Origin of the sequence: Duganella sp. S19_KUP01_CR8 (assembly GCF_036688705.1) — a bacterium.
In the GTDB taxonomy this organism is placed as follows: Bacteria; Pseudomonadota; Gammaproteobacteria; order Burkholderiales; family Burkholderiaceae_D; genus Rugamonas.
The window spans coordinates 38,890-51,665 of record NZ_JAQQPR010000013.1; the positions used below are offsets into that span (position 1 = coordinate 38,890).

Here is a 12,776-nt window from a genome sequence, read left to right on the forward strand (position 1 = left end):
GCGTACAATGGACGGATGAAACTATTTACCCGCACGGCGCTGCTGCATGTCAGCGCGCATCCAATGAATTTCCTGGTGCAATGCCTGAAGGGCTTCCGCGCCAACCAAGGCTTGCTGCTGGCGGGCGCGGTCGCCTATTACTCGCTGCTGTCGATCGTGCCGCTGGTGATGCTGGTGGTGGTCGCGCTGTCGCATTTCATCGCGCAGGACGAATTGCTGGCGACCTTGGGCCGCTACCTGAACTGGCTGGTGCCGGGACAGGCTCAACCCCTCGTGACCGAGGTCGGCCATTTCCTCGAACACCGCGACCTGATCGGCGGCGTGCTGGTGGTCAGCATGATTTTCTTCAGCTCGTTGGCGTTCACGGTGCTGGAAAACGCCATGTGCGTCATCTTCAAGCACCGGGTCGAGATACGGCGCCGGCATTTCATGATCTCGGCGATCATGCCCTACTGCTACATCCTGTCGCTGGGCGTCGGCATGCTGCTGGTGACGCTGGTGGCGGGCAGCTTGCAGGTGCTGGGCGAGGAAAGCGTGCAATTCCTCGGCTACAGCTGGTCGCTGCACGGCGTTTCCGGCATCTTGCTGTACCTGTTGGGCCTGGGCGGCGAGGTGCTGGTGCTGACCTCGATCTACCTCGTGATGCCGGTGGGCCGGCTGTCGTTGTCGCACGCGCTGATCGGCGGGGTGACGGCGGCGCTGCTGTGGGAACTGGCGCGCCGCATTCTGGTTTGGTATTTTTCAACCCTGTCGCAGGTGAACGTGGTGTACGGCTCGATGACCACCGCCATCATCGTCATGTTCAGCCTGGAAATCGGCGCCACCTTGCTGCTGTTCGGCGCCCAGGTCATTTCCGAGTTCGAGCGGGTCGGCCGCCATGGCGCGTTGCGCGAACCGACGCCGATGACCACCCAAGCTACAGAAGTAAAATAATTTGTGCGTCGCACAAATATCTGTGTTACACTACGTCCGTGGTTGAGGTTGTACGGGAGGAATCCCGGAAAACAGTCCCACGTCCAAGAGGAGCGCCGCAGTTCGATATGTGTAAGACCGAACCGCAGTTGACGCGAACCCTGGAGTTGTAATTCCGGATACGATGGTCGATTTACACGTTGGGGGCACCACGCAGATAGCATGGGCGCCCGAGACTCTGGAGTCACTTTGCAGATAGCACTGGACACCGGCATACGATTAAAGCATTGGTAATACATTGGAACGAAGCCCGCTGAGATGCGGGCTTTTTTTTATTGCCGATTCATTTCAATATTATTTGAAATATCGAATCGTTTGCGCTAGCATGGGTGCATGGATACTAAACAAGCTCTGGCGGCTCTGTCGTCGCTGGCCCAGGATAGCCGGCTGGCCGTGTTCCGCCTGCTGGTGCAGGTGGGGCCGGATGGCATGGCGGCCAGCAAAATCGCCGAACGGCTCGATATTTCGCCGTCGTCGCTGTCTTTCCATTTGAAGGAGTTGAGCCATGCTGGCATGGTCGGCTCGCGCCAGGATGGCCGCTTCGTCATCTACACGGCCGATGTGGGCGCCATGAATGGCCTGATCGGATTCCTTACCGAAAACTGCTGCGGCGGCCTGCCCTGCGGCGTCTCTGAATGCTCCCCATGAATGTTCTGTTTCTCTGTACCGGTAATTCCTGCCGCTCGGTGTTGAGCGAAGGTGTCTTCAACCATCTGGCGCCGCAGGGCTGGCGCGCGCTGAGCGCGGGCAGCCAGCCGGCGGGCGCACTGCATCCGCGCGCGGTGGCGCTGCTCACCCGCAAGGGGATTTCCACCGAGGGTTACTACAGCAAGTCGTGGAACGATTTACCGGCAACACCGGACATCGTCATCACCGTCTGCGGCAGCGCGGCCGGCGAGACTTGCCCTGCCTATCTGGGCCAGGTGCTGCGCGCGCATTGGGGCGTGGACGATCCCAGCCATGTGGTCGGCACAGAAGAAGAAATCGAGACGGCGTTCGAACTGGCTTACCGCATCATCCGCGCGCGCATCGAGGCCTTCCTGGCCTTGCCGCTTGCACAGCTGGCGGCCGACAGGGCGGCATTCAAGCTGGAGCTGGACCGCATCGGCGGCCTGAGCGTGGCCTGATGCTGACCGCTTTCCTGATCTTCCTGGCGACGCTGACCCTCGTCATCTGGCAGCCGCGCGGCTTGGGCATAGGCTGGAGCGCGGTGGCCGGCGCCTGCGTGGCGCTGCTGGCCGGCGTGATTCATGTCGGCGATATCCCTGTGGTGTGGCACATCGTGTGGAACGCCACCGGCACCTTCGTGGCGATCATCATCATCAGCCTGTTGCTGGACAAGGCCGGCTTCTTCGAGTGGGCCGCGTTGCACGTGGCGCGCTGGGGACGCGGCAGCGGCAAGCTGCTGTTCGCGATGTTCGTGCTGCTTGGCGCTGCGGTGTCGGCGTTGTTCGCCAATGATGGCGCGGCGCTGATCCTCACTCCCATCGTCATCGCCATGCTGCGCGAGTTGAAATTTTCGGGCAAGGCCACGCTGGCGTTTGTGATGGCGGCCGGCTTCGTCGCCGACACGGCCAGCTTGCCGCTGGTGGTGTCCAACCTGGTCAACATCGTTTCGGCGGATTATTTCAACGTCAGCTTCGCGCGCTATGCGGCGGTGATGGTGCCGGTGAACTTTGTCGCCGTGGCGGCCACGCTGGCGGTGCTGCTGTGGTTCTTCCGCCGCGATATTCCGGCGGACTACGATATGGCGCAGGTCAAGCTGCCTGAAGACGCGATCCATGACCGCGCGACCTTCGTGACCGGCTGGTGGGTGCTGGGTTTGCTGCTGATCGGCTTCTTCTGGCTGGAGGATTTGGGCGTGCCGATCAGCGCCACCTCCGCCGTCGGCGCGGCCATGCTGTTGGTGGTGGCGGCGCGTGGTCATCGCATCTCGACGCGCGAGGTGATCGGCAATGCGCCGTGGCAGATCGTGGTGTTCTCGCTGGGCATGTACCTGGTGGTGTACGGCCTGCGCAACGCCGGATTGACCGACTACCTGACGGCGGCGCTCAACGCCTGCGCGCGGCATGGCGTGTGGGGTGCGGCGCTGGGCACCGGTTTCATCACGGCGATCCTGTCGTCGATCATGAACAACCTGCCGACGGTGCTGATCGGTGCGCTGTCGATCGATGCCAGCTCCGCGCAGGGCGTGGTGCGCGAGGCCATGGTCTACGCCAACGTCATCGGCAGCGACCTGGGACCGAAGATCACGCCGATCGGCAGCCTGGCCACGCTGCTGTGGCTGCACGTGCTGGCGAACAAGGGCGTGCGGATTTCGTGGGGATACTACTTCCGCGCCGGCGTCTGCCTGACCTTGCCTGTGCTGCTGGTGACGCTGGCGGCGCTGGCTGTACGTTTGAGCTGAGAGGACAATATGGACCTGCCCAACATCAATTCATCACTGCTGGAAACGCCGACGCTGGACAAGCTGGCGCCGGTTGGCGACCTCGATCATCCGCCGCGCATCCTGATGCTGTATGGCTCGCTGCGCGAGCGCTCGTTCAGCCGCTTCCTGACCGAAGAGGCGGCGCGCATCCTTGAGCACTTCGGCGCCGAGGTGAAAATCTTCGATCCGACCGAGTTGCCGATGGCGGGCAGCGTATCGGAAGACCATCCCAAGGTGCAGGAGCTGCGTGCCTTGTCGCTGTGGTCCGAAGGCCAGGTGTGGTGCAGCCCGGAGCGGCACGGCGCCATCACGGCGGTGATGAAGAACCAGATCGACTGGATACCGCTGGAGCAAGGCGCGTTGCGTCCGAGCCAGGGACGCACGCTGGCGGTGATGCAGGTATGCGGCGGATCACAATCGTTCAACGTGGTCAACACGCTGCGCTTGCTGGGGCGCTGGATGCGCATGTTCACGATCCCCAACCAGTCGTCGGTGCCGATGGCCTACAAGGAATTCGACGACGCCGGCCGCATGCGTCCTTCCGGCTACTACGAGCGGGTAGTCGATGTGATGGAGGAGCTGTTCAAGATGACCTTGCTCTTGCGCGGCCGCACCGATTACCTGACCGACCGCTACAGCGAACGCAACGAGCGCTCAGTGAAGGCGATCAATCGACAACTAGGGAAGATTTAATCCGGGGTCAGGTCCCCCATTTGAGCATGAGCTCGGCTTGACTAGCCGAGCTCATGCTCAAATGGGGGACCTGACCCCGGGTTGTTACAGCGCGCGGGCGATCAGCAGTTTCTGGATGTCGCTGGTGCCTTCGTAGATCTGGCAGACGCGTACGTCGCGGTAGATGCGCTCCACCGGGAAGTCGGACACGTAGCCGTAGCCGCCGTGCACCTGGATGGCGTCGGAGCAGACCTTCTCCGCCATCTCGGACGCGAACAGCTTGGCCATCGCCGCTTCCTTCAGGCACGGCAGGCCCGCATCCTTCATCGAGGCCGCGTGGCGGATCAGCTGGCGCGCCGCTTCGATCTGCGTCGCCATGTCCGACAGACGGAACTGCACCGCCTGGTGCTCGAAGATCGGCTTGCCGAAGCTCTCACGATCCCTTGCATACGCCAGCGCCGCTTCATACGCGGCGCGCGCCATGCCCACCGCCTGCGAGGCGATGCCGATGCGGCCGCCTTCCAGGCCGGACAAGGCGATCTTGTAGCCCTGGCCTTCCTCGCCGATCAGATTCTCCGCCGGGATGCGGCAGTTCTCGAACAAGATCTGCGCCGTATCCGACGAGTGCTGGCCCATCTTCTGCTCCAGCCCCGCCACGATGTAGCCCGGAGCCGAGGTCGGCACCCAGAACGCGCTGATGCCCTTCTTGCCGGCCGCCTTGTCGGTGACGGCCATGACGATCGCCACGTCCGCGTACTTGCCGCTGGTGATGAACTGCTTGACGCCGTTGATCACGTACTCGTCGCCATCGCGCGTGGCGGTGGTGCGCAGCGCGGCGGCGTCGCTGCCGGTGTGCGGCTCGGTCAGGCAGAAGGCGCCCAGCATCTCGCCCTGCGCCAGCGGACGCAGCCACTGCTGCTTCTGCTTGTCGTTGGCGTACATCATGGCGATGCTGCACACCGGGCAGTTGTTGACCGAGATGATGGTGGAGGTGCCGCCATCGCCGGCCGCGATCTCTTCCAATACCAGCGCGAGGGACACGTAGTCCATGCCGGCGCCACCCAGCGCCTCCGGCACCGCGACGCCGAACGCGCCCAGCGCGGCCAGTTCCTTCAGCTCCTCTTTCGGGAAGTGGTGCTCCTTGTCCCAGCGGGCGGCGTTGGGCGCCAGGCGCTCCCGCGCAAACGTGCGCAGGGCGTCGCGTATCATTTCGTGTTCTTCGCTCAGTATCATATTGTCTCGTTTTATTGTTAACCCGCAAACCGTCGCAAGGGTCTGACCCCGTATGGGGGCAGACCCCGCTTGGCTGTGCGGGGTTTACCAGCCGATTTCAGCGCCGTCGTAGTTGCGGTAGACGGCGACTTCGGATGCGGCCAAGCCGCTGATCGTTGCGCGTATGCCTGCAGCGCTCTCCTCCACCGGCAGATCGGCATCGCCGCCTCCCATGTCGGTGCGCACCCAGCCCGGATGCAGGGCGACGCAGGTGGCGCCCTGCTTGCCGAACGTCAGCGCGGTATCGATCAGCACCGAATTCAGCGCCGCCTTGCTGGCCCGGTACAGCGAGCCGGTGGGATTGCCGCGCTCGCTGAGCGAGCCCATCTTCGACGACAGCACCGCCAGCTTGCCGCGCGTCGCGCACACCATCGGCGCGATGACGGGCAGCAGCCGCATCGCCGCCAGCACGTTGGTGTGCATCACCGTGTCGAAGTCCGATTGCAGCGGGAAGCCGTCGTGGCGCGGGCCGTACACGCCGGCGTTGAGGATGGCCACGTTGAGCTCCTCGCCGTCCAGCTTCCAGCCCAGGCCAGCGACGGCTTCGACGTTGGTCACGTCCAGCCCATGGGCTTCGGCGCCCATGTCGGCCAGCGCATCGATGTCTTCCGCCTTGCGCGCGGTGGCGATCACGCGCCAGCCGTCGGCCAGGTACTGGCGCACCAGTTCCAGGCCGATGCCGCGCGAGGCGCCGATGATCAGTGCCGTCGCCATCCGCTTACGCCAGTTCGATGGCCATGGCGGTCGCTTCGCCGCCGCCGATGCACAGCGCCGCCACGCCCTTCTTGCCGCCGGTGCGCTTCAACGCGCCGATCAGGGTGACGATGATGCGCGCGCCGGATGCGCCGATCGGGTGGCCCAGCGCGCAGGCGCCGCCGTGGATGTTGACCTTGTCGTGCGGGATGTCGAGGTCGCGCATGGCGGCCATCGGCACGGCGGCAAACGCTTCGTTGATCTCGAACAGGTCGACGTCCTTGGTGCCCCAGCCGATTTTCTTGTACAGTTTTTCAACCGCGCCGATCGGTGCGGTGGTGAACAGGTTCGGCTCCTGCGCGAAGGTGGCATGGCCGTGGATCTTGGCGATCACGGTCAGGCCCAGTTTCTTGGCGGTAGATTCGCGCATCATCACCAGCGCGGCGGCGCCGTCGTTGATCGACGACGACGAGGCGGCGGTGATGGTGCCGTCTTTCTTGAACGCGGCGCGCAGGGTCGGGATTTTCTCGACCTTGGCCTTGAGCGGGCCTTCATCCTTGTCGATGACGGTGTCGCCGGCGCGGCTGGTCACGGTGACCGGCGCGATTTCCCACTTGAACCAGCCTTCATTGGTGGCGACTTGCGCGCGCTTGACCGATTCGATGGCGAAGTTGTCCTGCGCTTCGCGGGTGAATTCGTACTTGGCCGAGCACTCTTCGGCGAAGGTGCCCATCGAGCGGCCTTCGCCGGTTTTCTCGTTGCGCGAGTAGGCGTCTTCCAGGCCGTCGTACATCATGTGGTCGAACAGCATGCCGTGGCCGATGCGGTAACCGCCGCGCGCCTTCGGCACCAGGTAAGGCGCGTTGGTCATCGATTCCATGCCGCCGGCGATCACCACGTCGGCGCTGCCTGCCACCAGCTGGTCGTGCGCGAAGATCGCGGCCTGCATGGCCGAGCCGCACATCTTGGACAAGGTGACCGCGCCGGTCGAAGTCGGCAGGCCGGCTTTCAACAAAGCCTGGCGCGCAGGCGCCTGGCCCTGGCCCGCCATCAGGCAGTTGCCGAAGTAGACGTGCTCGACCAGCTTGCCGTCGATGCCGGAGCGTTCGACGGCGGCCTGGATCGCGACCGCGCCCAAGTCATGCGCGACCTTGCTGGAGAAGTCGCCCTGGAAGGCGCCCATGGGGGTGCGGGCTGCACCGACGATTACGATAGGATCATTCATTTTCTAGAGTCTCCATAAATGGCGGCTGGATGGCCGCCGGTGGGGTGGTGTGTTGATTGCAAAATCGGATGTGCTGCGGATACGGGAACACGTCTTCCACGTGGCCCTCAAGGATGCGCTGCTTGCGCGCCTGCCACCAGGCTTGCGTCAACAGGTCGCTGTGGTGCTTCATAAAATATTTTCGGATCTTGGCGTTCCCCAGCAGGAAGCGGCCGAACTGCTCGGGGAAGACGTCGTACTTGCCGATCGGGTACCACGGCTCGGAGGCCATTTCCTCTTCCTCCGTGCGGGCTTCCGGGATCACGCGGAAATTGCAGTCGGTGATGTATTCGATTTCGTCGTAATCGTAAAACACCACGCGCTGGTGGCGCGTGACGCCGAAGTTCTTGTACAGCATATCGCCGGGGAAGATGTTGGCGGCCACCAGTTCCTTGATGGCGTTGCCGTACTCCAGCACGCCGTGCTCGATCTGCAGGTCGTCGTTGTCCTTCTCGGCGTTGGTCAGCCACATGTTCAGCGGCACCATGCGGCGCTCGATGTACAGGTGCCGGATGACGAGCTGGTCGCCTTCCTCTTCCAGCAGCGACGGCACGAAATGCTTGAGCTCGGCGATCAGCTCTTCGCTGAAGCGGTGGCGCGGGAAGGCGACGTTGGAATATTCCAGCGTGTCGGCCATGCGGCCGACGCGGTCGTGGTGTTTCACCAGCAGGTATTTTTCCTTGATCAGCGCGCGCGTGGCTTCCTTGGGCGCCGGGAAGAAATCCTTGATGACCTTGAACACATACGGGAACGACGGCAGCGCGAACACCAGCATCACCAGGCCGCGGATGCCGGGCGCGATGTCGAACAGGTCGGACGAATGCTTCAGGTGCTGCAGGTAGTCGCGGTAGAACAGCGTCTTGCCCTGCTTTTGCAGGCCGAGGATGGTGTAGATCTCGCTGCGCGGCTTGCGCGGCAGCAGCGTGCGCAGGAACTGCACATAGGCCGACGGCACTTCCATGTCGACCAGGAAGTAGGCGCGCGTGAACGAGAACAAGATCGTGATCTGTTCCTGGTCGAACAGCACGGTGTCGAGTATCAGCTCGCCGTGCTTGTTGTGCAGGATGGGCACGACGAAGGGATATTCCTTGTTGCCGTTGATGCCCTTGCCGACGATGTAGGCGCCCTTGTTGCGGAAGAACAGGCTCGACAGCACATGGATCTGGTGGTTCGGCTCCAGCTTGATGCCGCCGAACAGCGTGCGCAGCCGGGCTTCGATCTGCGCCACGTCGCGCGTCAGGTTGGCGAATTTGGTGGCCAGCTGGAAGTTGGTGATGATGCGCTTGAGCGTGTAGTGCAGGCCGTCGGTGCCGGGGTAGTAGACGCGGTAGGTCGGCGCGATTTCCTCGGTTTCGATGTACTCGGTGGAGACCACCGGGCGCACGAAGATGAATTCGTTGTGGAAGTAGCGGCGGTGCAGGATGTTGCAGCAGACCGAGTTGAAGAAGGTCTCGGCCAGCTCCGGCTGCTTGTGGTCGGACAGCATGCCAATGAAGTGCAGCTTGAGTTCGCGCCATACTTCGTCGGTCAGCTCGGCCGGATCGTACTCGTCTTCCAGCATCTGCACGCATTCCTGCACGCGGCGGTCGTAGAAGTCGATGCGTTCGCGCGCGGCCTGCTGCGCGGTGCGCCAGGCGCCCTGCTCGAAATGCTGCTTGGCCTGCTGGCTGGTGAGCCGGAACAAGCGGTAGTGCTTGTCGAAACCGTCGCGGATGGTGCGGGCGATGTCGAACGCGATCTGCGAGCGCAGCAGTTTGGGGAAAGCAGCCTGGATCATGTCAGTTCCGTTAGTGAGCGTCGTTCCCGCGAAAGCGGGAATCCATAGAACGCCGGCTAAATCAGCTCAGCATGGGTTCCCGCTTGCGCGGGAACGACGACGCTGACATCGATGCTTACTTGGTTTCCGCGAACAGTTCGCGGCCGATCAGCATGCGGCGGATTTCGCTGGTGCCGGCGCCAATTTCATACAATTTGGCGTCGCGCCACAGGCGGCCGACCGGATACTCGTTGATGTAGCCGTTGCCGCCCAGCGTCTGGATCGCCTCGCCGGCCATCCAGGTCGCTTTTTCTGCGCTATACAAAATGGCTCCCGCTGCATCCTTGCGCAACTGGCGGACCGCTTCCGGGGTTTTGGCCCGGTCGCAGGCCTGACCGACGGCGTACACATATGCCTTGCACGCCATCATGGTCGAGTACATGTCCGCAATCTTACCCTGCATCAGCTGGAATTCGCCGATCGGCTGGCCGAATTGCTTGCGGTCGTGGATGTAGGGCACCACCGCGTCCATGCAAGCCTGCATGATGCCCAGCGGACCGCCGGACAGCACGGTGCGCTCGAAGTCCAGGCCGGACATCAGCACGTTGACGCCCTTGCCCAGGCCGCCCAGCACGTTCTCGGCCGGCACTTCGCAGTTGTCGAACACCAGCTCGCCGGTGTGCGAGCCGCGCATGCCCAGCTTGTCGAGCTTCTGGGCCACGGAGAAGCCCTTGAAGTCTTTCTCGATCAGGAAGGCGGTCATGCCTTTCGGGCCGGCTTCCAGGTCGCTCTTGGCGTAGACCACCAGCACGTCGGCGTCGGGGCCGTTGGTGATCCACATCTTGGTGCCGTTCAGCACCCAGCGGTCGCCCTTGAAGTCGGCGCGCAGCTTCATGCTGACCACGTCGGAACCGGCGTTCGGCTCGGACATCGCCAGTGCGCCGACGTGTTCGCCGGAGATCAGCTTCGGCAGGTATTTTTGTTTTTGCTCTTCGGTGCCGTTGCGCTTGATCTGGTTGACGCACAGATTCGAGTGGGCGCCGTACGACAGGCCGACCGAGGCCGACGCGCGCGAGATTTCTTCCATCGCGACGATGTGGGCCAGGTAGCCCATGTTGGCGCCGCCGTATTCTTCGCCGACGGTGATGCCGAGCACGCCCAGATCGCCCATCTTGCGCCACAGGTCCATCGGGAACTGGTCGCTGCGGTCGATTTCAGCGGCGCGCGGCGCGATTTCGGCGGCGGCGAACTGTTGCACGGCTTCGCGCAGGGCGGCGATGTCTTCGCCGTGGTCAAAGGTCAGGCCTGGGAGATGGAGCATGTCGTCCTCATTCTTGTGTTTTGTTGGAAGCGTCAATAATACGCCGGTGTGACGTTAACGTAAACGTAAAGCAGAGTTGTCATTCCCGCGCAGGCGGGAATCCATGCTGAGCCGGCTAAGCCGGCGTTCTATGGATTCCCGCCTGCGCGGGAAGTCATTTCCCCCAGTGGGGGAAATGACGGTATCAGGCAGCGGTGGAGCTGGGTTCGCCGATGGCGGCCAGCAGGCGCTTGCATTCGTCCTCGTGGGCGGTGATTTCTGCCAGCGACATTTCGATGTCCTCGCGCTGCTGTTCCAGCGTTTCGCGGTGCTGCGCCAGCACGCCCAGGAAGCGGTTCATCTGGGCGCTGGTGTCCTTCGGCGATTCGTACATGTCGACCAGGCTCTTGATCTCCGACAGCGACAGCCCCAGGCGCTTGCCGCGCAGGGTCAGCTTGAGGCGGGTACGGTCGCGCGGCGTGTAGACTCGGTTGCGGCCGCCCGCGCCTTCGCGGGACGGGCTCAGCAAGCCTTGGTCTTCGTAAAAGCGGATGGCGCGCGCCGTGATGTCGAATTCACGGGCCAGTTCGGTGATGGTGTAAGTGGTGGGCATCTCTGGGTTTGCGGTAAAGTCGTACAATTTCCGTTTACGTCAACGTCAAGCACATTGTAGCGCGCCTGACTTCCCGAAAGAAGAAAAATGAACCTGCTCGAATCGCAACTGGACTACCCGCTGGGCGACACCATCCCGGCCACCGGCGCCGTGCACGAGATCGTCCCCGGCCTGCGCTGGCTGCGCATGCCGCTGCCGTTTGCGCTGGATCATATCAACCTGTGGCTGCTGCGCGACGGCGACGGCTGGAGCGCGGTCGACAGCGGCGTGGCCGGCGACGCCACCCGCGCCGCCTGGGAGGCCATCTTTGTCGATGGCCTGGACGGCCTGCCGGTGCGGCGCGTGTTCGCCACCCATTGCCATCCCGACCACATCGGCCTGGCCGACTGGCTGTGCCGCCGCTGGGATGCGCCGCTGTGGACCACCACCGGCGAATACGCCTTCGCGCGCATGATGTCGGCCGCCCTGCCGGGCGTGGACGGCTCGGCGGCGCTGCCGCATTTCCAGCGCCACGGCCTGCGCGACCCGGAAATGCTGGAAAAAATGGCAAGCCGGAAAAACTACTATCCGACCCTGGTGCCGTCGGTGCCGGCCGCCTACACCCGCCTCCAGGATGGACAGTTGGTCGCTATCGGCGACCATCGCTGGCGGGTGATCACCGGCTTCGGCCATGCCCCCGAGCATGCTTCGCTGTATTGCGAGGCGTTGAACGTGCTGATCGCCGGCGATATGGTGCTGCCGCGCATCTCCACCAATGTGTCGGTTTTCGCGGTGGAGCCGGAGGCCAACTCGCTGACGCTGTATCTTGACTCGTTGGGCAAGTTTGTTGACTTGCCGAATGATGTATTGGTGCTGCCCTCGCACGGCAAACCGTTCCGGGGGCTGCATACCCGCATCGCCCAGTTGCGCCAGCACCACGTCGAGCGGCTGGCCGAAGTGGTCGACGCTTGCCGCGACTGGCAGTCGGCGGCCGACATCGTGCCGATGATGTTCAAACGGCCGCTAGACGCCCACCAGCTTGGCTTTGCGCTGGGCGAAGCGCTGGCGCATCTGCACAAATTGTGGCACGACGGTATCGTGCGCCGTGAAACAGGAGCGGACGGCATCATACGTTTCCGCGTCGCGTAGCGTTGAAAGAGTGGTCGTAAACTAGTAGTGGTGTTATTGTAATAACCTCACTATTTCCACTGAAAACGGCGCCAAGCCTTCGGTCCGTTTGGCAGTGGGGAACCGAATAAAGTTCGGTACAGGTTCCTCCCTGTACTTGCACTTACAGAGGATAAAGTGTTAATTATAAAATCCCATCACGTCACAATCAGATCTTAAAAACAAGAGACTGACTTTCATGACGCAACGTGAAATAGTGCAATTATGAATTCTTCTAATGAACGCGAAAGCTTTAGCCAGCGCTTGCAACAGGCTCTCAAAAACGCCCACTACTCCCCCGACAGCCCAACTCGATTGGCGCGGGAATTCAATATCCGATTCGATGGCCGTCCCATCACCGTCCATGCCGCCCGCAAGTGGCTGGTAGGCGAGGCGATTCCGACCCAGGAAAAGCTGCGCATGATCGCCCAGTGGCTGGGCGTGCCGGCGGAATGGCTGCGCTTTGGCGGCGCCGAAGCGGACGCGCCCACCGGTGAAGGCGGCAACGGCCTGTCGCGCTTCGAGTCGGCCGACGTCAAGCTGATCGCGGATTTGCAACGCCTGGACGAACATCACCGCCAGATTGCACGCGAATTTATTCGCATGCTGGTGCGGGTTAATTACCAAAAGTAGTCATTTTAAGTACTACTACGGAGTTAT

The 12,776-nt window shown here is 62.8% G+C and carries 13 protein-coding genes; 7 read left to right on the forward strand and 6 right to left on the reverse strand.

The window, feature by feature from the left end; translation table 11 throughout:
* Window positions 1-15 precede the first annotated feature (15 nt).
* The 5 genes from V6M89_RS14575 (at window position 16) to arsH (ending at window position 4,093) form a co-directional block, all read left to right on the forward strand.
* Complete coding sequence (locus tag V6M89_RS14575; protein WP_332853841.1) at window positions 16-933, forward strand: YihY/virulence factor BrkB family protein; 918 nt, start codon at window positions 16-18, stop codon at window positions 931-933.
* Window positions 934-1,305: 372 nt separating this feature from the next.
* Window positions 1,306-1,620: an ArsR/SmtB family transcription factor gene (locus V6M89_RS14580; protein ID WP_332853842.1), complete on the forward strand. Its 315-nt coding sequence runs from the start codon at window positions 1,306-1,308 to the stop codon at window positions 1,618-1,620.
* Complete coding sequence (locus V6M89_RS14585) at window positions 1,617-2,099, forward strand: arsenate reductase ArsC (RefSeq protein WP_332853843.1); 483 nt, start codon at window positions 1,617-1,619, stop codon at window positions 2,097-2,099. Before V6M89_RS14580 ends, V6M89_RS14585 begins: the two co-directional genes overlap by 4 nt.
* The gene (locus V6M89_RS14590; protein WP_332853844.1) at window positions 2,099-3,379 is read left to right on the forward strand and encodes an arsenic transporter; all 1,281 of its coding nucleotides are present in this window, start codon (window positions 2,099-2,101) and stop codon (window positions 3,377-3,379) included. Before V6M89_RS14585 ends, V6M89_RS14590 begins: the two co-directional genes overlap by 1 nt.
* Window positions 3,380-3,388: 9 nt before the next feature.
* Window positions 3,389-4,093: an arsenical resistance protein ArsH gene (arsH, locus tag V6M89_RS14595; RefSeq protein ID WP_332853845.1), complete on the forward strand. Its 705-nt coding sequence runs from the start codon at window positions 3,389-3,391 to the stop codon at window positions 4,091-4,093.
* 84 nt (window positions 4,094-4,177) lie between these two features.
* On the opposite strand, the gene V6M89_RS14600 is transcribed toward arsH, so the two are convergent.
* The 6 genes from V6M89_RS14600 to V6M89_RS14625 form a co-directional block, all read right to left on the reverse strand.
* On the reverse strand, window positions 4,178-5,305 hold the full coding sequence (locus V6M89_RS14600) for an acyl-CoA dehydrogenase family protein (RefSeq protein ID WP_152808146.1): 1,128 nt from the start codon (window positions 5,303-5,305) through the stop codon (window positions 4,178-4,180).
* Window positions 5,306-5,389: 84 nt separating this feature from the next.
* Window positions 5,390-6,058, reverse strand: coding sequence for an SDR family oxidoreductase (locus V6M89_RS14605; protein ID WP_332853846.1), 669 nt, complete (start codon window positions 6,056-6,058; stop codon window positions 5,390-5,392).
* Window positions 6,059-6,062: 4 nt separating this feature from the next.
* Window positions 6,063-7,262 carry an acetyl-CoA C-acyltransferase gene (locus V6M89_RS14610; protein WP_332853847.1) on the reverse strand — a complete coding sequence of 400 codons (1,200 nt, stop codon included), beginning with the start codon at window positions 7,260-7,262 and terminating at the stop codon, window positions 6,063-6,065.
* Window positions 7,255-9,078 carry a bifunctional isocitrate dehydrogenase kinase/phosphatase gene (gene aceK / locus V6M89_RS14615; RefSeq protein ID WP_332853848.1) on the reverse strand — a complete coding sequence of 608 codons (1,824 nt, stop codon included), beginning with the start codon at window positions 9,076-9,078 and terminating at the stop codon, window positions 7,255-7,257. The genes V6M89_RS14610 and aceK overlap by 8 nt, the downstream gene beginning before the upstream one ends.
* 115 nt (window positions 9,079-9,193) lie before the next feature.
* Complete coding sequence (locus V6M89_RS14620) at window positions 9,194-10,378, reverse strand: isovaleryl-CoA dehydrogenase (RefSeq protein ID WP_116991384.1); 1,185 nt, start codon at window positions 10,376-10,378, stop codon at window positions 9,194-9,196.
* A 184-nt stretch (window positions 10,379-10,562) separates the two neighbouring features.
* Entirely contained in the window at window positions 10,563-10,970 is a 408-nt protein-coding gene (locus tag V6M89_RS14625) for a MerR family transcriptional regulator (protein ID WP_332853849.1), read from the reverse strand.
* Between the two features lie 87 nt (window positions 10,971-11,057).
* Here V6M89_RS14625 and V6M89_RS14630 point away from each other — a divergent pair, with 87 nt between their 5' ends.
* A complete protein-coding gene (locus V6M89_RS14630) occupies window positions 11,058-12,098 on the forward strand; it encodes an MBL fold metallo-hydrolase (RefSeq protein WP_332853850.1) in 1,041 nt (346 codons plus the stop codon).
* A 243-nt stretch (window positions 12,099-12,341) separates the two neighbouring features.
* Window positions 12,342-12,749, forward strand: coding sequence for a hypothetical protein (locus V6M89_RS14635; protein ID WP_026334739.1), 408 nt, complete (start codon window positions 12,342-12,344; stop codon window positions 12,747-12,749).
* Window positions 12,750-12,776 lie beyond the last annotated feature (27 nt).

What these genes read in the sequence shown, in the direction of transcription:
- arsH (WP_332853845.1), top strand. Translation starts at nt 3,389, where the DNA reads ATGGACCTGCCCAACATCAATTCATCACTGCTGGAAACGCCGACGCTG.
- V6M89_RS14585 (WP_332853843.1), top strand. Translation starts at nt 1,617, where the DNA reads ATGAATGTTCTGTTTCTCTGTACCGGTAATTCCTGCCGCTCGGTGTTG.
- V6M89_RS14600 (WP_152808146.1), bottom strand. Translation starts at nt 5,305, where the DNA reads ATGATACTGAGCGAAGAACACGAAATGATACGCGACGCCCTGCGCACG.
- V6M89_RS14625 (WP_332853849.1), bottom strand. Translation starts at nt 10,970, where the DNA reads ATGCCCACCACTTACACCATCACCGAACTGGCCCGTGAATTCGACATC.
- V6M89_RS14575 (WP_332853841.1), top strand. Translation starts at nt 16, where the DNA reads ATGAAACTATTTACCCGCACGGCGCTGCTGCATGTCAGCGCGCATCCA.
- aceK (WP_332853848.1), bottom strand. Translation starts at nt 9,078, where the DNA reads ATGATCCAGGCTGCTTTCCCCAAACTGCTGCGCTCGCAGATCGCGTTC.
- V6M89_RS14635 (WP_026334739.1), top strand. Translation starts at nt 12,342, where the DNA reads ATGAATTCTTCTAATGAACGCGAAAGCTTTAGCCAGCGCTTGCAACAG.
- V6M89_RS14620 (WP_116991384.1), bottom strand. Translation starts at nt 10,378, where the DNA reads ATGCTCCATCTCCCAGGCCTGACCTTTGACCACGGCGAAGACATCGCC.
- V6M89_RS14610 (WP_332853847.1), bottom strand. Translation starts at nt 7,262, where the DNA reads ATGAATGATCCTATCGTAATCGTCGGTGCAGCCCGCACCCCCATGGGC.
- V6M89_RS14580 (WP_332853842.1), top strand. Translation starts at nt 1,306, where the DNA reads ATGGATACTAAACAAGCTCTGGCGGCTCTGTCGTCGCTGGCCCAGGAT.
- V6M89_RS14630 (WP_332853850.1), top strand. Translation starts at nt 11,058, where the DNA reads ATGAACCTGCTCGAATCGCAACTGGACTACCCGCTGGGCGACACCATC.
- V6M89_RS14590 (WP_332853844.1), top strand. Translation starts at nt 2,099, where the DNA reads ATGCTGACCGCTTTCCTGATCTTCCTGGCGACGCTGACCCTCGTCATC.
- V6M89_RS14605 (WP_332853846.1), bottom strand. Translation starts at nt 6,058, where the DNA reads ATGGCGACGGCACTGATCATCGGCGCCTCGCGCGGCATCGGCCTGGAA.